22 protein-coding genes are annotated in these 18,880 nt (G+C 62.2%); 7 read left to right on the top strand and 15 right to left on the bottom strand.

Features of this window, described 5'->3' with window-relative positions:
- The first annotated feature begins 57 nt into the window (after positions 1-57).
- From ACWPW0_RS20550 to ACWPW0_RS20535, 4 genes are all read left to right on the top strand, one after another.
- A complete protein-coding gene (locus tag ACWPW0_RS20550) occupies positions 58-528 on the top strand; it encodes a DUF4234 domain-containing protein (RefSeq protein ID WP_454256381.1) in 471 nt (156 codons plus the stop codon).
- 211 nt (positions 529-739) lie between these two features.
- On the top strand, positions 740-1,531 hold the full coding sequence (locus tag ACWPW0_RS20545) for a transporter substrate-binding domain-containing protein (RefSeq protein ID WP_447594598.1): 792 nt from the start codon (positions 740-742) through the stop codon (positions 1,529-1,531).
- Between the two features lie 66 nt (positions 1,532-1,597).
- Positions 1,598-2,560 carry an amino acid ABC transporter permease gene (locus ACWPW0_RS20540; protein WP_454256380.1) on the top strand — a complete coding sequence of 321 codons (963 nt, stop codon included), beginning with the start codon at positions 1,598-1,600 and terminating at the stop codon, positions 2,558-2,560.
- Positions 2,553-3,287 carry an amino acid ABC transporter ATP-binding protein gene (locus tag ACWPW0_RS20535; RefSeq protein ID WP_447595740.1) on the top strand — a complete coding sequence of 245 codons (735 nt, stop codon included), beginning with the start codon at positions 2,553-2,555 and terminating at the stop codon, positions 3,285-3,287. The genes ACWPW0_RS20540 and ACWPW0_RS20535 overlap by 8 nt, the downstream gene beginning before the upstream one ends.
- A 125-nt stretch (positions 3,288-3,412) precedes the next feature.
- Here ACWPW0_RS20535 and ACWPW0_RS20530 read toward each other — a convergent pair whose 3' ends face one another.
- The 9 genes from ACWPW0_RS20530 to ubiE form a co-directional block, all read right to left on the bottom strand.
- Positions 3,413-4,120, bottom strand: a complete 708-nt coding sequence (locus ACWPW0_RS20530) for a 16S rRNA (uracil(1498)-N(3))-methyltransferase (protein ID WP_454256379.1) — start codon at positions 4,118-4,120, stop codon at positions 3,413-3,415.
- Complete coding sequence (gene tatC, locus ACWPW0_RS20525; RefSeq protein WP_454256378.1) at positions 4,117-4,920, bottom strand: twin-arginine translocase subunit TatC; 804 nt, start codon at positions 4,918-4,920, stop codon at positions 4,117-4,119. Before tatC ends, ACWPW0_RS20530 begins: the two co-directional genes overlap by 4 nt.
- On the bottom strand, positions 4,917-5,282 hold the full coding sequence (gene tatB / locus ACWPW0_RS20520; protein ID WP_454256377.1) for a Sec-independent protein translocase protein TatB: 366 nt from the start codon (positions 5,280-5,282) through the stop codon (positions 4,917-4,919). The genes tatC and tatB overlap by 4 nt, the downstream gene beginning before the upstream one ends.
- A 157-nt stretch (positions 5,283-5,439) precedes the next feature.
- Positions 5,440-5,691 carry a twin-arginine translocase TatA/TatE family subunit gene (locus ACWPW0_RS20515; protein WP_447594589.1) on the bottom strand — a complete coding sequence of 84 codons (252 nt, stop codon included), beginning with the start codon at positions 5,689-5,691 and terminating at the stop codon, positions 5,440-5,442.
- Positions 5,692-5,713: 22 nt separating this feature from the next.
- Positions 5,714-6,049, bottom strand: a complete 336-nt coding sequence (locus ACWPW0_RS20510; protein WP_447595738.1) for a phosphoribosyl-ATP diphosphatase — start codon at positions 6,047-6,049, stop codon at positions 5,714-5,716.
- 7 nt (positions 6,050-6,056) lie between these two features.
- Positions 6,057-6,458 (bottom strand): phosphoribosyl-AMP cyclohydrolase, encoded by a 402-nt coding sequence (gene hisI, locus ACWPW0_RS20505; protein WP_447594587.1) that lies wholly within the window; start codon positions 6,456-6,458, stop codon positions 6,057-6,059.
- 79 nt (positions 6,459-6,537) lie between these two features.
- Positions 6,538-8,133, bottom strand: a complete 1,596-nt coding sequence (gene ubiB / locus ACWPW0_RS20500; RefSeq protein ID WP_454256376.1) for a ubiquinone biosynthesis regulatory protein kinase UbiB — start codon at positions 8,131-8,133, stop codon at positions 6,538-6,540.
- Positions 8,130-8,759: a ubiquinone biosynthesis accessory factor UbiJ gene (locus tag ACWPW0_RS20495; protein ID WP_454256375.1), complete on the bottom strand. Its 630-nt coding sequence runs from the start codon at positions 8,757-8,759 to the stop codon at positions 8,130-8,132. Before ACWPW0_RS20495 ends, ubiB begins: the two co-directional genes overlap by 4 nt.
- 250 nt (positions 8,760-9,009) lie before the next feature.
- Positions 9,010-9,780 (bottom strand): bifunctional demethylmenaquinone methyltransferase/2-methoxy-6-polyprenyl-1,4-benzoquinol methylase UbiE, encoded by a 771-nt coding sequence (gene ubiE / locus ACWPW0_RS20490; protein ID WP_454256374.1) that lies wholly within the window; start codon positions 9,778-9,780, stop codon positions 9,010-9,012.
- A gap of 114 nt (positions 9,781-9,894) precedes the next feature.
- Between ubiE and ACWPW0_RS20485 the strand changes: the two genes are divergently transcribed.
- The 3 genes from ACWPW0_RS20485 to ACWPW0_RS20475 all read left to right on the top strand — a co-directional run bounded on the left by ACWPW0_RS20485 (position 9,895) and on the right by ACWPW0_RS20475 (position 11,549).
- The gene (locus tag ACWPW0_RS20485) at positions 9,895-10,173 is read left to right on the top strand and encodes a polyhydroxyalkanoic acid system family protein (RefSeq protein WP_447594580.1); all 279 of its coding nucleotides are present in this window, start codon (positions 9,895-9,897) and stop codon (positions 10,171-10,173) included.
- A 115-nt stretch (positions 10,174-10,288) separates the two neighbouring features.
- Positions 10,289-10,729 (top strand): phasin family protein, encoded by a 441-nt coding sequence (locus ACWPW0_RS20480; protein WP_454256373.1) that lies wholly within the window; start codon positions 10,289-10,291, stop codon positions 10,727-10,729.
- Between the two features lie 13 nt (positions 10,730-10,742).
- Positions 10,743-11,549: a phasin family protein gene (locus tag ACWPW0_RS20475; RefSeq protein ID WP_454256372.1), complete on the top strand. Its 807-nt coding sequence runs from the start codon at positions 10,743-10,745 to the stop codon at positions 11,547-11,549.
- 50 nt (positions 11,550-11,599) lie between these two features.
- Here the strand turns inward: ACWPW0_RS20475 and ACWPW0_RS20470 are convergent, their stop codons facing one another.
- From ACWPW0_RS20470 to hslU, 6 genes are all read right to left on the bottom strand, one after another.
- A complete protein-coding gene (locus ACWPW0_RS20470) occupies positions 11,600-12,214 on the bottom strand; it encodes a TetR/AcrR family transcriptional regulator (RefSeq protein ID WP_454256371.1) in 615 nt (204 codons plus the stop codon).
- 74 nt (positions 12,215-12,288) lie between these two features.
- The gene (phaC, locus tag ACWPW0_RS20465) at positions 12,289-13,971 is read right to left on the bottom strand and encodes a class II poly(R)-hydroxyalkanoic acid synthase (RefSeq protein WP_447594574.1); all 1,683 of its coding nucleotides are present in this window, start codon (positions 13,969-13,971) and stop codon (positions 12,289-12,291) included.
- Positions 13,972-14,130: 159 nt separating this feature from the next.
- Positions 14,131-14,988, bottom strand: a complete 858-nt coding sequence (gene phaZ, locus ACWPW0_RS20460) for a poly(3-hydroxyalkanoate) depolymerase (protein ID WP_447594572.1) — start codon at positions 14,986-14,988, stop codon at positions 14,131-14,133.
- A 155-nt stretch (positions 14,989-15,143) separates the two neighbouring features.
- A complete protein-coding gene (gene phaC / locus ACWPW0_RS20455; protein ID WP_447594571.1) occupies positions 15,144-16,823 on the bottom strand; it encodes a class II poly(R)-hydroxyalkanoic acid synthase in 1,680 nt (559 codons plus the stop codon).
- 280 nt (positions 16,824-17,103) lie between these two features.
- Positions 17,104-17,475, bottom strand: a complete 372-nt coding sequence (locus ACWPW0_RS20450; RefSeq protein ID WP_454256370.1) for a gamma-butyrobetaine hydroxylase-like domain-containing protein — start codon at positions 17,473-17,475, stop codon at positions 17,104-17,106.
- Positions 17,476-17,533: 58 nt separating this feature from the next.
- Complete coding sequence (gene hslU / locus ACWPW0_RS20445) at positions 17,534-18,874, bottom strand: HslU--HslV peptidase ATPase subunit (protein WP_447594568.1); 1,341 nt, start codon at positions 18,872-18,874, stop codon at positions 17,534-17,536.
- Positions 18,875-18,880: the final 6 nt, after the last annotated feature.

Here is an 18,880-nt window from a genome sequence, read left to right as displayed (position 1 = left end):
TGCACGAGGCTAGGGCGATGGACGCTCTACCGGCAAACCCAATGAGGAAGACACGCAATGTCTAGCATTTCCGACCTGAAAGAGCGCGTTGATACCAAGACGCTGAACCTGGTACTGCTCTCTATCGCGACCGTGGGCCTGTATCCCATTCTTTGGCTGTGGCGTAACGGCGAGAAAATCAGTGAGGTGACCAAACAACGTGTCGGCAGCGACCTGTTCATCATCTGGATCGCGGTGTGTGCCGGTTGGAGTGGCGCTCTTGCTGGCAGCGGTGAGGTGTTGTTCGACGTTCTCAGCCTGGGCTTCTCCATCGCTCTGGCGGTGCTCTACATCGTCTGGGCCTTCCAGGCGCGCACAGCGCTGCAGAAGTATGCGCTCACCGAGCATGGTGTAGACCTGCGCATGAACGGCTTCTACACGTTCATCTTCACCCTGTACTACATCAACTACTGCATCAATGACCTGCCGGAAGCGAAAAAGAAGCAGGACATCCTGGCGGGCCATCGCGCGCAAACGCCAGCCGCCTGATAGCGGCTCTGCCCGGAAAAGCCGAAGCCACCTGCTTCGGCTTTTTCATTTGTGCAGCAGCCGAATGGGCCGGTGCCGGGTGCCGACCGTCCATTGGCCCCGCACTTGCTTTCTCGCTACTCGCCATCTTTGCTGATGGCGGTTAGCATGCGCCCCTATTTTCCGGTGGGCGCGGCTCACACGACGCCCATCTGCCAATCGAGGATTTGCAATGAAGAAGTTTCTCGCCACGCTCCTGCTGTCGGTTTGCGCCCTGAGCGGCGCCGCTCACGCGGGTGTCATCGACGACGCGGTCAAGCGCGGCACGCTGAAAGTCGGCATGGACCCGACCTACATGCCATTCGAAATGACCAACAAGCGCGGCGAGATCGTCGGCTTCGAAGTTGACCTGCTCAAGGCCATGACCAAGGCCATGGGCGTCAAGCTGGAGCTGGTCTCCACCTCCTACGACGGCATCATCCCGGCGCTGCTGACCGGCAAGTTCGACATGATCGGCTCCGGCATGACCCTGACCCAGGAGCGCAACCTGCGCATCAACTTCTCCGAGCCGTGGATCGTCGTTGGCCAGACCCTGCTGATCCGCAAGGAACTGCAAGGCGAGATCAAATCCTACAAAGACCTCAATAACGCCAAGTACCGGCTGACCTCGAAAGTCGGTACCACCGGTGAGCTGGTCGCCAAGAAATTGATCGCCCAGGCCAAGTACAGCGGCTTCGACAACGAGCCGGAAGCCCTGCAGGACGTGATCAACGGCAAGGCCGATGCCTTCATCTATGACGCGCCCTACAACGTGGTGGCCCTGGCCAAGGTCGGTGGCGGCAAGCTGGTGCACCTGGAAGAGCCCTTCACCTTCGAGCCCCTGGCCTTCGGTCTGAAGAAGGGCGACTACGACAGCATCAATTGGATCAATAACTGGCTGCACCAGATCCGTGAAGACGGCACCTACGATCGTATCCATGCCAAGTGGTTCAAGAACACCGCCTGGCTGAAGGATATGGAATAAATGCAGCGTCAGGCTTCAAGCACCCGTGTGCGCGTCGTTTGAAGCCTGTAGCTCGGAGCTTTGTCCGTGATTAGAAAACACCGCCGCAACTGGCCCTGGCATGTGCTGACCGGTGCGATCCTGCTCGTGGCTGCCTATGCCTTCTGGTATTCGGCCTCGCTGATCTCCTACGAGTGGCGCTGGAACCGCGTGCCGCAGTACTTCGCCTATCACGCCGAGCAGGCGCAGCGCGCGGCAGACTACGCGCACGTGGAGTCGATCGTCGAGACGGGTAGCGATGCCCGGGTGACCTTGCGCAGCGATGCTGGCGAGGAGCAGGAACTGCTGGTCGCCCGTGACAGCCTGCTGGTGTCCGAGGGCGATGACGTGGCCGAAGGCGACGTCGTCGGGGTGACTCGTCACTGGGCGGCGGGGCCGTTGCTCTGGGGCCTGTGGACCACCCTGTGGATCTCGGTCGTATCCGGGGCCATGGGCCTGGCGATTGGCCTGGCGACGGGCCTGTGCCGGTTGTCGAAAAACCCGACCTTGCGTGACCTGTCGACCATCTACGTCGAACTGGTGCGTGGCACGCCGCTGCTGGTGCAGATCTTCATCTTCTACTTCTTCATCGGCACGGTGCTCAACCTGTCTCGCGAGTTCGCCGGGGTCGCGGCGCTGGCGCTGTTCACTGGCGCCTATGTCGCCGAGATTATCCGTGCCGGGGTGCAGTCCATTGCTCGTGGCCAGGATGAAGCGGCGCGCTCGCTGGGGTTGAATGCTGCGCAATCGATGCGCCATGTGATCCTGCCGCAGGCGTTCAAGCGCGTGTTGCCGCCGCTGGCCGGGCAGTGCATCAGCCTGGTCAAGGACACCTCGCTGGTCTCGGTGATCGCCATCACCGAGTTGACCAAGAGCGGCCGTGAGGTGATCACCACCTCGTTTTCCGTCTTCGAGATCTGGTTTTGCGTCGCGGCGCTTTATCTGGTGATCAACCTGCCGCTGTCGCAGATTGCCAATCGTCTGGAACGGAGGCTTGCGCAAAGTGATTGAAGTCCGTGAGCTGGTAAAGGTATTCGACGCCCGCGGCCATGAGGTGCGCGCCGTGGATTCGGTGAGCACGCAGGTGGCGCGTGGCGAGGTGCTGGTGGTGATCGGCCCGTCGGGTTCCGGCAAGTCGACCTTCCTGCGCTGCCTCAACGGCTTGGAGGAGCTGGACAGCGGTTCGGTGAGCATCGACGGGGTCGACCTGGCCAACCCGAAGACCGACGTTAACGCTTACCGCCGTGAGGTTGGCATGGTGTTTCAGCATTTCAACCTGTTCCCGCACATGACCGTGTTGGAAAACCTCTGCCTGGCGCAGAAGGTCGTGCGCAAGCGCGGCAAGGCCGAGCGTGAAGCCAAGGCGCGGGCGTTGCTGGAGAAGGTCGGCATCGCCCAGAAGGCCAACGAGTTCCCGTCGCGTCTGTCCGGTGGCCAGCAGCAGCGCGTGGCCATTGCCCGTGCCCTGTGCATGGACCCCAAGGTCATGCTGTTCGATGAACCGACCTCGGCGCTGGACCCGGAAATGGTCGGCGAAGTGCTCGACGTGATGAAACAACTGGCCGTCGAAGGCATGACCATGGTCTGCGTGACTCACGAGATGGGCTTCGCCCGCGAAGTGGCGGACCGGGTGCTGTTTTTCGATCACGGCAAGTTGCTGGAAGACGCGCCACCGGCACAGTTCTTCGACCAGCCGCGTGATCCGCGTGCCCAGGCGTTTCTGCGGCAGGTGCTCTAAGCGCTAGCGCTTCCTTCCCATGAATACATCCGCACACCCTGCGACCATTCAGATTGGGGCAGGGGGCGCGGATTGTTGTGGGTGCCGTAAACAGGTCTTGTGCGCTACGGACATGCTCGGGTGCATCAGAACAGCCGGGCCAGTAGCGCGGTAACGGCCGTTTCCACTCGCAGAATGCGTTCACCGAGCTGTATCGGCTGTAGGCCGGCAGCCTGCAGCTTTTCCACTTCGTAAGGAATCCAGCCGCCCTCGGGGCCGATGGCCAGCGTCACCGGCTGCTCGACGGCGCGCGGGCAGGCGGGGTAGTCGCCAGGATGGCCGATCAGGCCGAGGGTGCCTGCGCCGAGCGCGGGTAAATGATCCTCGACGAAGGGCTTGAAGCGCTTCTCGATGCGCACTTCTGGCAGCACCGTATCGCGGGCCTGTTCCAGGCCGAGAATGAGCTGCTCGCGGATCGCCTCGGGCTCGAGGAAGGGGGTCTGCCAGAAGCTCTTTTCCACCCGGTAGCTGTTCAGCAGGATCAGCCGCGGTACGCCCATGGCGCTCACTGTCTGCAGCACGCGGCGCAGCATTTTCGGGCGGGGCAGGGCGAGCAGCAGGGTCAGTGGCAGCTTGGCCGGTGGCGGCTGGTCCAGGGTGATCTGCAAGAGGGCATGGGCGGCATCCAGCTCCAGCAGGGTGCCGCTGCCCATGGCGCCGCCCAGCCGGCCGACGCGCAGGGTGTCGCCAACCGTCGCGCGGTGCACGTCGTTGAGGTGTGTGAGGCGCCGCCCCTGGAGGGCGACGCGATCCGCCGCGACGAAGTCGGCGTCTTCCAGCAGTAGCAGGTTCACGGCAGCGGGGCGGGTGGCTGGTCGTCGCTGGTTGGCTCTTCCCGATCACGTCGCTCGTTCTTGCGCACCATGCTGCCGAACAGCAGGCCGACTTCGAACAGCAACCACATGGGGACGGCCAGCAGGGTCTGCGAGAAGATATCCGGCGGGGTGAGGATCATGCCGACCACGAAGCAGCCGACGATCACGTAAGGGCGGCTTTTCTTCAGGGTGGCGATGTCCACCACGCCGACCCAGACCACCAGGAAGGTCGCCACCGGGATCTCGAAGGCGACGCCGAAGGCGAAGAACAGGGTCAGGACGAAGTCCAGGTACTCGTTGATGTCCGTCATCATCGCCACGCCTTCGGGGGTGACGCTGGCGAAGAAGTGGAAGATCAGCGGAAAGACGAAAAAGTACGCGAAGGCCATGCCGGCATAGAACAGCAGAATGCTCGAGACCAGCAGCGGCACGGCAATGCGTTTCTCATGACGGTACAAGCCTGGTGCGATGAAGCCCCAGGCCTGGTGCAGGATGATCGGGATGGCCAGGAACAGGGCGCACCAGGCGGTCAGCTTGAACGGCGTGAGGAACGGCGAGGCGACGCCGGTGGCGATCATCGTCGCGCCTTCCGGGAGGTAGGCCCGCAGCGGCGCGGAGACGATGGTGTAGATGTCCTGGGCGAAGTAGAACAGGGCGAGGAACACGATGAAGATCGCGATCACACAGCGCAGCAGGCGGGCCCGCAGCTCGGTGAGATGGGCCACCAGTGGCATTTCGGCGCCTGGCTCGTTGTCGGGCTCGGAAGGATTCGGGCTCATGGTTGGCGCGGCGGCTCCGAAGGCGGTGTGGAGGGTTGCTCGGCTACAGGCAATTCGCTGCTGCCATCTGCAACGGGAGCGGCAAGCGGATCGGGCGTGCTGGTCGCGGTAGGCGTCGGGTTCTGCAGCGACTGCTTGAGCTCACGCTCCATCTGCAGGATCTGCTCATTGTGCAGCTGTCGGCGGATCTCGTCGGCGCCCAGCTCGCGCTCGACCTCGTCCTTGATCGACTGGAAGCTGCGCTTCAAGCGGCCGATCAGCAGGCCAGCGGTGCGTGCGGCACCGGGCAGGCGCTCGGGACCGAAGACGATCAGCGCCACCAGTCCGACCAGCAGCAGCTCGGAAAAACCAATACCGAACATCAGGGTTGCCTCATGGCTGCAGAGAGCGGCACGGCCTGACGGCGTGCGTGGAGCGCGCTGTCAGCCGGCATCATGTGTACGTGGGGAATGATCAACGCATTGTCCTCATTCCGGATCAGGCCTGTCGCTGCTCCATGCTGGAGCCGGTATCCGCTGGTTAGTCCTTGCGTACCGGCTCTTCGACCTTCTGCGCCTGAGCGTCGATGGTCTGCGGCTTGTGCAGGGTGTCGTTGGCCGCGGTGGTGTTCGACTCGCCAGCCTTGGGCTCGTCTTCGGTGTTCATGGCCTTGCGAAACCCCTTGATGGTTTCGCCCAGGTCGGAGCCGAGGTTCTTCAAGCGTTTGGTGCCGAATACCAGCACCACGACGATGAGAATGACGACCCAGTGTTTCCAGTCAAAAATGCCCATGTATCAATCCTCGCAAAGTGATTCAGTCAGAGGTAAGGCGCTCCGCTTTCTCGGTATGCCCGGATAGTCCAAAGCGTCGTTCCAGTTCATCCAGTACGGCTTGGGGGTGCTGGCCAAGCGCGGCCAGCATGACCATGCTGTGGAACCAGAGGTCTGCGGTTTCGTAGATCAGGTCGCTGCAGTCGCCGCTGATGGCAGCGTCCTTGGCGGCAAGAATGGTCTCGACCGATTCTTCGCCGACCTTTTCCAGAATCTTGTTCAGGCCCTTGTGATACAGGCTGGCCACGTACGATGTGTCGGCGGCGGCGCCCTTGCGCGATTCGAGAACCTCGGCCAGGCGGCTGAGGGTGTCGTTCATGCCCGTGTCACTCATGGGAATGTCCTGCGTGGTAGATGGCGTTCGGGTCTTTCAGCACGGCATCGACGGTCTTCCATCCGCCGTTCTCGAAGACGCGGTAGAAGCAACTTTCACGCCCGGTGTGGCAGGCAATCCCGCCAATCTGCTCGACCATCAGAATGACCACGTCGGCATCGCAGTCCAGGCGCAGCTCGTGCAGCTTCTGCACATGCCCGGACTCTTCGCCCTTGCGCCACAGTTTACCGCGCGAACGCGACCAGTAGATGGCGCGCTGCTCGCTGGCGGTGAGCGCCAGAGCTTCGCGGTTCATCCAGGCCATCATCAGCACACGGCCGGTCTGGTGGTCTTGGGCGATGGCCGGCACCAGGCCGTCTTCGTTCCAGTTGATCTCGTCGAGCCAGTCGTTCATTTCGTGTTCCACAACCTGAGCCGCCCAGTCAGGTGGCGGCGCGTAGGTCGGCTAGTTTGCCAGTGTGCAGGCGGAGTGGCTATCGGCGCAGCACCAGATAAAGACCGCTGACCAGTGCCAGCCAGGCTGGCCACGATTCGATCTCGGCGCTGAAACCCAAGGTCGTGGCGCCCAGGAGCAGACCTGCACCAATCAGGCGCACCAGCCATTGATCGTTACGCTCATGCCAGGGCGGCGGTGGATTGTTGGCGTGCGGCTGGCTCATGCGTTCGAGCAGGTCGCGGGTCATGTTGGCCAGGTGCGGTACTTGCTCTACCTGGGTCTGCAGGTTGCTCAGCAGGCTGCGTGGGCTGACGCGCTCCCGCATCCAGCGCTCCAGGTAAGGCTGGGCAGTAGCCCACAGGTCGAGGTCCGGGTACAGCTGGCGGCCCAGGCCTTCGATGTTGAGCAGGGTCTTTTGCAGCAGCACCAGTTGCGGTTGCACTTCCATGTTGAAGCGGCGGGCAGTCTGGAACAGGCGCAGCAGCACCTGGCCGAAGGAAATGTCTTTCAGTGGTTTCTCGAAGATCGGTTCGCACACGGTGCGGATCGCCGCTTCGAAGTCGTTGACCTGGGTGTGCGCCGGCACCCAGCCGGAGTCGATGTGCAACTGGGCGACCTTGCGGTAGTCACGCTTGAAGAACGCCAGCAGGTTGCGCGCCAGGTAGTCCTGGTCCTCGGCGGTCAGGCTGCCGACGATGCCGCAATCGATGGCAATGTATTGCGGGCTCCACGGCGTGCGTGTGCTGACGAAGATGTTGCCGGGGTGCATGTCGGCATGGAAGAAGCTGTCGCGGAACACCTGGGTGAAGAAGATCTCCACGCCGCGTTCTGCCAGCAACTTCATGTTGGTGCGCTGGTCGGCAAGCACGGCCAGGTCGGTCACCGGTACGCCGTAGATGCGCTCCATCACCAGCACCTTGGGGCGGCACCAGTCCCAGTACACCTGTGGCACGTAAAGCAGGTCGGAACCGTCGAAGTTGCGGCGCAGTTGGCTGGCGTTGGCCGCTTCGCGCAGCAGATCGAGCTCGTCGTAGATGGTCTTCTCGTAGTCGCTGACAACCTCGACGGGGCGCAGGCGCCGCGCATCGGCCGAGGCCTTCTCGGCGATGCGGGCGAGGAGGAACAGCCAGGCCAGGTCCGAGCGGATGATCGGGCGCAGGCCGGGGCGAATCACCTTGACCACCACATCTTCGCCAGTTTTCAACTGGGCGGCGTGAACCTGGGCCACCGAGGCCGAGGCCAGCGGCTCGACGTCGAAGCGTGAGAAGACTTCGCTGATGCGTGCGCCGAGCTGTTCTTCGATCAGCGCCACCGACTGTTCGGCAGGGAAGGGCGGCACCTGGTCCTGGAGAAACGCCAGTTCATCGGCGATGTCCTGGGGCAGCAGGTCGCGCCGTGTGGAAAGCAATTGGCCGAACTTGATGAAGATCGGGCCGAGGTCCTGCAGGGCCAGGCGCAGGGCCAGACCCCGGCTGAGTTTCAGCTCGCGTCGAGGCAGCCAGCGCCAGGGCAGGGCGAAGCGCAGGGCACGCAGCCAGACTGGCAACGGCAGGGCCAGCAGCAGGTCGTCGAGGCGGTAGCGAATGACCACGCGCAGGATGCGAAACAGACGGCGAACGGCAAGCAGCTTCATGCTGAGGGTTTTACCTTGCGAGCGAGGTGTTCGATGCGGGCATCGAGACGGTCGAGGGCGAGTTTGAGCTGGTCGAGTTCGGCGAAGCGGGCGTCGGCCTCGCGCTGGCCGACCAGGCTGCGGGTTTCCTCGCTCAGGTAATCGGCGAGGTTATGACGCAGGCTGCCCAGGCCGTCACCGGCCCATTGTGCGCGGCTGCGCAGATGGCCACCGAGCAACTGGCTGCCGACCGGTCCAAGCCAGCGCGACAGCTCGTACTCCCAGTCCAGCTCCAGGTCCTGGAGGATCGCTGCGAGCTCGAGCAGTACGGCGCTGTCGCCGTTCAACTCGACCTCGGGGCGATGCAGGATGGCTGTCTTGTCCTTGGCCAGCGCCAGGCGAAGCAGGCTGGAGGCCGGCGCGCGCAAGGTGCAATCAGCATCGCCCCATTGGCTGGCCAGTTGCAGGCCTTCGCCACTGGGCAGAAGGAACAGCTGTACAGCGGGCGTCTGGCAGTCGATGGCAATGACCTTGCCTTCCAGGCGTGCCAGGCGTGGCAGCGCAGTGCTGTCCATCGCCAGCACGCGATTGAGGCCGAGTTCGACGCCAGCCAGCAGCCCGGTGATTAGGGTCTGTGGTCCTTTCATTGCGAGCCGCGTTGCTGCGAAAAGTGACGCCCGGCAAGACGCGGGACGCAGGCAATGGTCGCCCCCTTACCAAGTCCTGCAACGCCGCAGGGCGTCGTTTTTCGCGCAACCCGAAGGGCCGGGCCGATTTTTGCGCGATGCGGCGTTACTCGTCGTTCATTTGGAATAACCAAATTTCTCTCCTCATGCCTTGTCTCGCGCAAAACTCGGCTCCGGCGCGGCCGCGATGAAAGGACCACAGACCCTATCATCAGGGCTTGATGCCGCGGTGCAGGGCGACGATGCCGCCGGTCATGTTGTGGAAGGTCACGCGTTCGAAGCCGGCCTCGACCATCATCGACTTGAGGGTGTCCTGGTCGGGGTGCATGCGGATCGATTCGGCCAGGTAGCGGTAGCTGTCGGCGTCGTTGGTGATCAGCTTGCCCATCAGCGGCATGAAGGCGAAGGAGTAGGTGTCATAGGCCTTCGACAGCAGCGTGCTGGACGGCTTGGAAAACTCCAGCACGAGCAGGCGGCCACCCGGCTTGAGCACGCGCAGCATGGAGCGCAGGGCGTCTTCCTTGTGGGTGACGTTGCGCAGGCCGAAGGCGATGGTGACCACGTCGAAATGGTTGTCCGGAAACGGCAGCTTCTCCGCATCGGCCTGGACGAACACCACATTGCCAGCCACGCCCTTGTCGAGCAGGCGGTCACGGCCGACCTTGAGCATCGAGTCGTTGATGTCGGCCAGCACCACTTCGCCGGTCGGGCCGACCAGGCTGGAGAACTTGCGGGTCAGGTCGCCAGTACCGCCAGCGATATCCAGCACGCGGTTACCTGGACGCACACCCGACAGTTCGATGGTGAAACGCTTCCACAGACGGTGCATGCCGCCGGACAGCAGATCGTTCATCAGGTCGTACTTGGCGGCTACCGAGTGGAATACCTCTGCGACCTTGTCTGCCTTCTGGCTTTCCGGAACGTCCTGGAAGCCGAAATGAGTGGTCGGTTCGCTGTCGTGGGCCTTGCGCGGATCGTTCATGTCGCCGTCACCGAAATCAGAGTGGCGGCCATTCTAAACCCGTGGCCTGCCTTTGTCTTGGCGTGGGGGCGGGCTGTATAGTCACGCGATATCAGCTCGCGGCTTGAGGTAAACATGGCCCGTATCAATATCGAACGCTCGCATTCCCTTGGCCGTGAGGCTGCCCGTGAGAAAGCCGAGGTGTTGGCTGAGCGCCTGGCCAGCGAGTACGACGTGAAGTACCGCTGGGCCGGTGACACGCTGCAGTTCAAGCGCAGCGGCGCCGATGGCACCATCGAGGTGAGTGACGAGCACGTGTGCGTCAAGCTCAACCTGGGTCTGCTGCTGTCCGCCTTGAGCGGCACGATCAAGCGTGAAATCGAAACCACCCTGGACAAACACCTGCAGGCGTGAGGCGACAGCCCTGCGACTTTTCGTCACTAGTATGTGAATTCTAATTTTTCTCTCTACCTTCAGCTCAAGTCCTGAGAAAGGACGAACTTTCCATCACTTTGAGCGTGAGGTTCACATGACTAAAGTCGTCGCCAAGAAAAACGCCGTTGTTGAAAGCAAAGTCACCGTCCTGACCGATGTGAAGGCCTACGCCCACAAGGTCTGGCTCGCCGGCCTGGGTGCCTACGTCAAGGCAGGCCAGGAAGGTGCTGATTACTTCAAGGAGCTGGTCAAGGCCGGCGAAAGCGTTGAGAAGCAAGGCAAGAAGCTGGTCAACGAGCAGGTCGAGGCGGCCAACAGCCAGATCAACACTCAGCTGCAGAGCGTCAAGAGCAGCGTATTCGGCGTGAAAGAGAAGGTCGAAGTGCAGCTCGACAAGGTCGAAAAAGCCTTTGATGGTCGCGTTGCCAGCGCGCTCAATCGCCTGGGTATTCCCTCCAAGCATGATGTTGAGGCACTCTCTGCTAAGCTGGACGAGTTGAATGCATTGCTTGAGCGTGTCGCGCGTACTCAATAAGGAGAAGAGCAGGATGGCTGTTAAAAAGACTACCGCAGCAAAACCCGTCGCCAAGAAAGCCCCGGCGAAGAAGGAATCCACTTCCTGGATCGGCGAGATCGAGAAGTACTCGCGTCAAATCTGGCTCGCCGGCCTCGGCGCCTACTCCAAGGTCAGCAAGGACGGCACCAAGCTGTTCGACGGTCTGGTCAAGGATGGCGAAAAAGCCGAGAAGCAAGCCAAGACTGAAGTCGACAAGCAAGTCGGCGCGGTCAAGAACAGCGTTGGCTCCACTGTCGGTTCGGCCAAGTCGAAGGTCGATGAAGTCAAAGGCAAGGCGCTGGGCAAATGGAACGAGCTGGAAGAGGCGTTCGACAAGCGTCTGAACAGTGCTATTTCGCGTCTGGGTGTACCGAGCCGTAATGAAGTCAAATCGCTGCAGGCCAAGGTTGATACCCTGACCAAGCAGATCGAGAAACTGACCGGTCAGACCGTCAAGCCTGTTGCCAAAGCCGCTGCCAAGCCAGCCGCTAAACCTGCAGCCAAACCAGCTCCGAAAGCAGCCGCCAAACCGGCTGCCAAGGCCGCTGCTAAACCTGCAGCCAAGCCTGCTGCCAAAGCCGCTGCCAAGCCAGCCGCGAAGCCTGCTGCCAAACCGGCCGCCGCCAAGCCTGCTGCTAAACCAGCTGCCAAGCCAGCCGTTGCCAAACCTGCTGCGAAGAAGCCGGCCGCCAAGCCTGCTGCCAAACCCGTAGCAGCCAAGCCGGCGACCCCGGCTGCCGCGCCCGCTGCTGCTCCGGCCCCAGCTGCTGCACCGGTAACACCTGCTACACCGTCCTGATTGCTGTTGCAGGATTGAAAACGCCCGGCCTTGTGCCGGGCGTTTTCGTTTCAGGTCTGCAGGTAGCGTAGCGCCAGGTGTTCCGCAGCACTGCGTGATTCCGTCGCCAGGTGAGGGGCGACCAGCATCATGACCTGGTACACCACCAGGCTGACCTCGCCCTCGACGCCGATGATGCGCTGGTAGTCGAGTGAGAACAGCAAGGTCAGGGTGATCTGCTCGACCAGTTGTCCCAGTGACTGCGTTTCGCTGAGTAGATGGCCCTGTGCTTTCAGGCGTGCCAGCAGATTGGAGAGGGTACGTTTGAGCTGGTTGAGCCACAGGCGGATGCCTCGGGCCAGCTTGGGCAGGCGCCCGGCCAGGTTGGACAGATCCTGGAACAGGAAGCGGTACTGCGCCAGGCGCTCGACGATGAGGTGCAGGAACAGCCAGTAGTCCTCGACATCCAGCTCCACCTCGCCCGGTGGTTCGAGCAACGCTGCCGTTTCGCCCTGAAAACGCTCGAAGAGCGCCATGATCAGGGGTTCTTTGCCGTGGAAGTGGTAATACAGGTTGCCTGGGCTGATGCCCATTTCGGTGGCGATTTCGAGGGTGGAAACGTTGGGTTCGCCCTGCTGGTTGAACAGGTCGAGGGCGCATTCGAGAATGCGGTCGCGAGTCTTCATTCCATGAGCATTCAGTGGCCGCGGGAGTGCCGACGATAACCGGCTGGCCGTCGTGCGGCCAGCGGTTTCAGTGTTCAGCGTATGTGCACGTAGGTGCCGGGTGCCGCTTCCATGGTGGGGTACTTGTTGCTACCGATGGCCAACACCGTTGGCCGGGCCTCGCCCGAGCGTTGCTGAATCCACTCCAGCCATTCCGGCCACCAACTGCCTTCTTTCTTTTCGGCGTCGTAGTACCAGGCACGATGGTCGCTGCTGAGCTTGCCGTTCTCCAGGTAATTGGCCTTCGGGTTGCCAGGTGGGTTGAGGATGCTCTGGATATGGCCGCTGTTGGACAGCACGAAGCGGCGGTTGCCGCCGAGCAGCAGTGTCGAGCGATAGACCGCATCCCAGGGCGTGATGTGGTCATTGATGCCGGCCACGCTGAAGCTGTCCAGGCCGACTTTGCTCAGGTCTATCGGCGTGCCGCAGATTTCCATGCCGCCCGCGCGTGGCAGCGGGTTGTGCTTGAACAGATCGAGCAGGTCGCCATGCAGGGCAGCAGGCAGGCGCGTGTTGTCATTGTTCCAGTAGAGGATGTCGAAGGCCGGCGGCTCTTTGCCGAGCAGGTAGTTGTTGATCCAGTAGTTCCAGACCAGGTCATTGGGGCGCATCCAGGCGAACACCCTGGCCATGTCGCGGCCATCCAGCACGCCATTCTGGTAGGAGCGGCGCTTGGCGGACTCCAGTGTCTGTTCGTCGGCGAAGAGCATGGCCGGGCTGTCCATCTGGCAATCGAGCAGGCTGACCATGTAGGTGGCGCTGCTGATCTTGCGCAGTTGGCGCTTGGCTTGCAGGTGGCCTTGCAGGGCTGCGATGGTCAGGCCGCCAGCGCAGGCGCCCAGCAGGTTGACGTCCTTGCTGCCGGTGATGGAGCGGCACACGTCGACGGCTTCCTCGACGGCCTGAACGTAGCTCGACAGCCCCCACTCGCGATGACGACCATCGGGATTGCGCCAACTGATGACGAAGGACTGCAGGCCGTTCTTCAGGCTGTATTGCAGGAAGCTCTTCTCCGGGCTGAGGTCGAAGATATAGAACTTGTTGATCTGTGGCGGCACGATCAGCAGGGGCTTGGCGTACTGCTTTTCGCTCATCGGTTTGTACTGGATCAGCTCCAGCAGTTCATTGCGGAAGACCACGGCGCCGGGTGTGGTGGCCAGGTTGCGGCCTACCTCGAAGGCGTGGGTGCTGACCTGGCGCGGCATGCCGTTGTTGTGCAGCAGATCATCGACGAGTTGCCGCGCACCGCGGATCAGGCTGGTGCCGCCGCTGTTGAACAGCTCCTTGACGGCCAGCGGATTGAGCGGGCTGTTGGAGGGCGAAACCGCATCGTTGATCAGGGAAAACAGGAAGTGGGCGCGGGTACGGTCGTCCGGCGACAGGTCGCTTTCGTCGATCCAGGCCTTTAGCTGCTTCTGCCACGCCAGGTAAGCCTGCAGGCTGCGCTGGTAGAACGGGTTGAGGCGCCAGGCCGGGTCGTTGAAGCGGCTGTCCTGTGGGTGTGGCTTGAGGGGCGTATCGCCCAGCAGGACACGGCCGAGTTGGCGGCCCAGGGCAAGTGCGTGACGGCCGCTGTGTACGGGTTGTCGCAGGCCCTGGAAAGCCAGTGTGCGCAAGGTCGAGAGCAGGTCTCGGCCACGAACGCCGACCACGGCGTTTTGCGCATTCATGAAGGTAGCGGGTACCGGCAGTGATCCCGGTGCAGTCTTTTCGCGCATGGGGCGGGCTCCCTCGTCAAACCGTCATGCACAGATGACAGCAAGGCTTGTACCAAAGCGCGCCGGAGGGCATTCCAGACTGCCGCGCAGAATGAAGCTCAGAATCCGGCAGGTTCGTCAGTGGAGCGAACCTGCCGGGGTTGCACCTTCATGGTGCGGTCAATTACTGCGTATTGGAAGGGGCTGCGGGTGCATGACTGCACGATGCCGCTCTTCTTCGAGAAACTTCATGATGATCGGCGCAACAGCTTCGGCGCGGGTCACGAGAAACAGGTGGCCATCGTCGATGATATGGAATTCCGAATTGGGAATGCGCCATGCCAGCAGACGCATGTTGATCAGCGGGATAAGCGGATCGTCATCGCCTGCCAGGACCAGCGTAGGCTGTTTGATCCGATGCAGCCAGTGGATGCTGGTCCAGCCGAGGCCGGCGAACAGTTGCCAGTAGTAGCCCATCTTGCCACCCGAGCGGACCTTGCTGGCATGTGCCAGGGCCAGCTTGGGGTCGCGGCGGAAGGCGCCGCCGTAGATGTCCGGAGCAATGTGCACGCCGTATGAGGGCTGGATGTAGCGCCGTGGGCTGGCCATGCGCCAGAGCACCTTGGGCTTGCCAGGTACCATCACCGCGCCTGCGGAGGTGGCGGCGAGCACCAACTTCTTGCAGCGCTCGGGGTAGTCGTGGGCGAACTGCTGCGCCAGCGCGCCACCCCAGGACACGCCAATGGCATTGACCTGCCCGTAGTCGAGGTAGTCGAGCATGCGCGCGGCGAGCTTGGCCAGGCCGGGAAAGCGATAAGGCGTGTTCGGCGTGGAGGAGCCGCCAACACCGGGAACGTCGAACGCGATGATTTCGAGGTCAGGGTCCAGCGCCTGCACGAATGGCATGACCAGTTCGAGGTTGGCGCCAATGCCGTTGAAGATCAGCAGCGGCGTGAGCACGCCATTGCCAGGGCGGACGGCGGTCCGAATGGTCTGGCCGTCCAGGTCGATGGTGCGAAATACGAAAGGTTGCGGCATGCGCTAGGCCCTAAGGTTTGGTCCGTGGAAAGCAGCCATCCGGCGCTGCTTTCCAGTCTCCCGCACACACGGTGCGGGCGCGGCTCAAGTCGAGAGCCGCGTGGCACGTCCTGGTGCCACTATCAGAGTTGCGCACACGAGGGTGTGTTCAACCATTAACGCTCATGCACATAGGTGCCGGGTGCTGCTTCGCCTTCGGCGTAGGTCTTGTTACCCAGGCTGGTAGGCGCTTTCTTCAACTTGCCGGAGCGCTCCGCCAGCCACTTCTGCCAGTGCAGCCACCAGGAATCGGTGTGTTTGGTCGCATTGTCCAGCCAGGCCTTGGGTGTTGCCGCCTGCTCGGGGTTGGTGGAGAAACGCGACTTGGGATTGCCTGGCGGATTGAGGATGCTCTGGATATGTCCGCTATTGGACAGCACGAACTCGACCTTGCCGCCGAACAGCAACGAGGACTTGTAGCAGGCTTCCCATGGCGTGATGTGGTCGGTGGTGCCGGCCACGCAGTAGATGTCGCTGGTGACCTGCTTGAGGTCGATCGGCGTGCCGCAGACTTCGAGGGCGCCCGCGCGGGTCAGCGGGTTGGTCTTGAACAGCTCGATCAGGTCGCCATGGAAGGCGGCAGGCAGGCGTGTGGTGTCGTTGTTCCAGTACAGGATGTCGAACACCGGCGGCTCGTTGCCCAGCAGGTAGTTGTTGACCCAGTAGTTCCAGATCAGGTCGTTGGGGCGCATCCAGGCGAACACCTTGGCCATGTCCTTGCCTTCCAGAACACCGGCTTGGTAGGAGCGGCGGCGGGCTGCTTCCAGGGTCAGTTCGTCGGCAAACAGGGCGACCTGGGTGTCCAGCTTGGTGTCCAGTACGCTGACCAGCAGGGTCAGGGCGTGGACCTTGTTCTCGCCGATCGCGGCATAGTGGCCCAGCAGGGAGGCGGTGGTGATGCCGCCGGAGCAGGCGCCCAGCATGTTGACGTCCTTGCTGCCAGTGATACTGGTGACGACGTCGATGGCTTCCTTGAGCGCTTCGATGTAGCTCGACAGGCCCCATTCGCGCTGCGCTTTGGTCGGGTTGCGCCAGCTCACCACGAAAGTCTGGATACCGTGGCGCAGGAGGAAGCGGGCCACGCTTTTTTCCTGCGACAGGTCGAACACGTAGAACTTGTTGATTTGCGGCGGCACGACCAGCAGCGGGCGCTCTTGCACCTGCTCGGTAGTGGGCTTGTACTGGATCAGTTCCAGCAGGTCGTTGCGGAAGATTACCGCGCCCTCGCTGGTGGCCAGGTTCTTGCCGACCTCGAAGGCGTCCATGTTCACCTGGCTGGGCATGCCGCCATTGTGAATCATGTCCTTGGCCAGGTGAGACAGGCCGTCGAGCAGGCTCTTGCCGCCGGTTTCGAAGAATCGTTTGACCGCCGCCGGGTTGGCCATGCTGTTGGTTGGCGCCATGGCCTCGGTCATCAGGTTGATGACGAAATGGCCGCGGCTGGTGTCCTGCTCGCTGAGGTTGCTGTTCTCGATCCAGCCGTGCAGCTCCTTGCGCCAGGCGAGGTAGGTCTGCAGGTAGCGGCGATAGAGCGGGTTCTGACTCCAGGCCGGATCGGCGAAGCGGCGGTCGCCGTCTTCGGGGGTCAGGCTGGATTGGCCAAGCAGGACGTTCTTCAGTTCGAAGGCGAAATGGGTAACGTGCTTGGCGCTGTGAAGAGGTTGTTTGATGGCTTGTGCCAATACCATGCGGGCAGAGGTCAACAGGTCCTTGCCACGAAGGCCAATCACCGGATTCAGGCCCAGTGTGTTTTCCGAGGCCTGGCGTTGCAGGTCTTCATTATTCTTTTGGGTCATCTACGACGCTCCATTGTCCAGAGACGGATACCTGTAGGCGGCTGTGTGGCTGACACAGGGCGAAGGACAAGTACTGCTCGGGTTGCCGGGGTGCGGAAAAAGCTCCGCGCTTACTTCGCATCTGGCTTAGCCAAATGCATGGAACCTGCCAGCTCCTTGGTTACCCGAGTTTGTGCGTTTGCGCAAGGTTCTGCGTGTGGGGCAAACAGCGCGCGGCAGTATGCCGAGGGCGATTAGAAAGTGCGCCCTAACCTTGTTGTATGGGGGTGAAAGGTGCGAGCTAGAGCATCAGCTTGATGATCGATTCGCTCGGGTCGCGGGACTTTCCGGCCTTGGATAGCTCATTGAGATAATCTGCCCAGAGTTGCTCGTGGCGGGTGGCGAGTTGGTACAGGTAGTCCCAGGTGAACAGGCCGCTGTCATGGCCGTCATCGAAGCACAGTTTCAGGGCGTAATTACCGGCAGGTTCCAGGCGTTCCAGACCGACACCGAGCTTGCCGGTCTGCAGGATCGGTTTGCCATGCCCCTGCACCTCGGCCGAGGGCGAATGCACGCGCAGAAATTCGGCGCTGAGGCTGTAGGCATGTTCGCCGTAGCGCAGCTCAAGGGTCTTCGAGGCCTTGTGCAGTTTGATCGACGTGGGGATGCGCATGGAGGCTCCACACCATCAGGTCGCCGGGTTCATGGGCTGAACCCGGCGCCCGTGGCGGTTAAAGGATGTAGCGAGACAGGTCTTCGTCCTGCGCCAGTTCGCCCAGGTGGCTGTTGACGTAAGCGGCGTCGATGCGAATTGGCGTGCCATTCTGCTGGCCAGCCAGGTCGCCGGCGCTGAAGGAGACTTCTTCGAGCAGGCGTTCGAGCAGGGTGTGCAGTCGACGGGCACCGATGTTCTCGGTCTTCTCGTTGACCTGCCAGGCAATCTCGGCAATGCGCTTGATACCGTCTTCGGCAAAGGCGATATCCAGCCCTTCGGTTTTCAGCAGCGCGGTGTATTGCTCGGTGAGGGCGGCGTGCGGCTCGGTGAGGATGCGCTCGAAGTCCTCTGGCGACAGGGCCTTGAGCTCGACGCGAATCGGCAGGCGACCCTGCAGCTCCGGCACCAGGTCACTTGGTTTGCTCAAGTGGAAGGCGCCCGAGGCGATGAACAGGATGTGGTCGGTCTTGACCATGCCCAGCTTGGTGTTGACCGTGCAGCCTTCGATCAGCGGCAGCAGGTCGCGCTGTACGCCTTCGCGTGAAACATCGGCGCCGCCGACGTTACCGCGCTTGGCGACCTTGTCGATCTCGTCGATGAAGACGATACCGTTCTGCTCCACGGCTTCCAGTGCGCGGGCCTTGAGCTCTTCCTCGTTGACCAGGCGTGCGGCTTCTTCGTCGCGCACCAGCTTGAAGGCTTCGCGGACCTTGAGCTTGCGGCTCTTCTTCTTGCCTTTGCCGAGGTTGGAGAACAGGTTCTGCAACTGGCTGGTCATCTCTTCCATGCCCGGTGGGGTCATGATTTCGATGCCGGCTGGCTGCTCGGCCACTTCGATCTCGATTTCCTTGTCATCAAGCTGGCCTTCGCGCAGGCGCTTGCGGAACAGCTGGCGGGTGTTGGAGTCCTGGCTTTGCGAGGCGTCTTCGTTGAAGCCGGTGCGCGCTGGCGGCAGCAGGGCGTCGAGGATGCGCTCCTCGGCGGCGTCTTCGGCGCGGTGTTGCACGCGGACGATTTCCTGCTCGCGCAGCAGCTTGATCGCGGCGTCGGCCAGGTCGCGGATGATCGACTCGACGTCACGGCCGACATAGCCGACTTCGGTGAATTTGGTTGCTTCCACCTTGATGAACGGCGCGTTGGCCAGCTTGGCCAGGCGACGGGCGATTTCGGTCTTGCCGACACCGGTCGGGCCGATCATCAGGATGTTCTTGGGGGTGACCTCTGCGCGCAGATCGAGCGGCAGTTGCATGCGCCGCCAGCGGTTGCGCAGGGCAATGGCTACGGCACGCTTGGCATCGTCCTGGCCGATGATATGGCGGTTGAGTTCGTGGACGATCTCGCGGGGCGTCATGGACATTCGGGG

The sequence above is a fragment of the Pseudomonas sp. Marseille-Q8238 genome (genome assembly GCF_965111915.1).
Note: the sequence above shows the minus strand (reverse complement) of the source record. Positions and strands in the feature narration are given on the sequence as shown.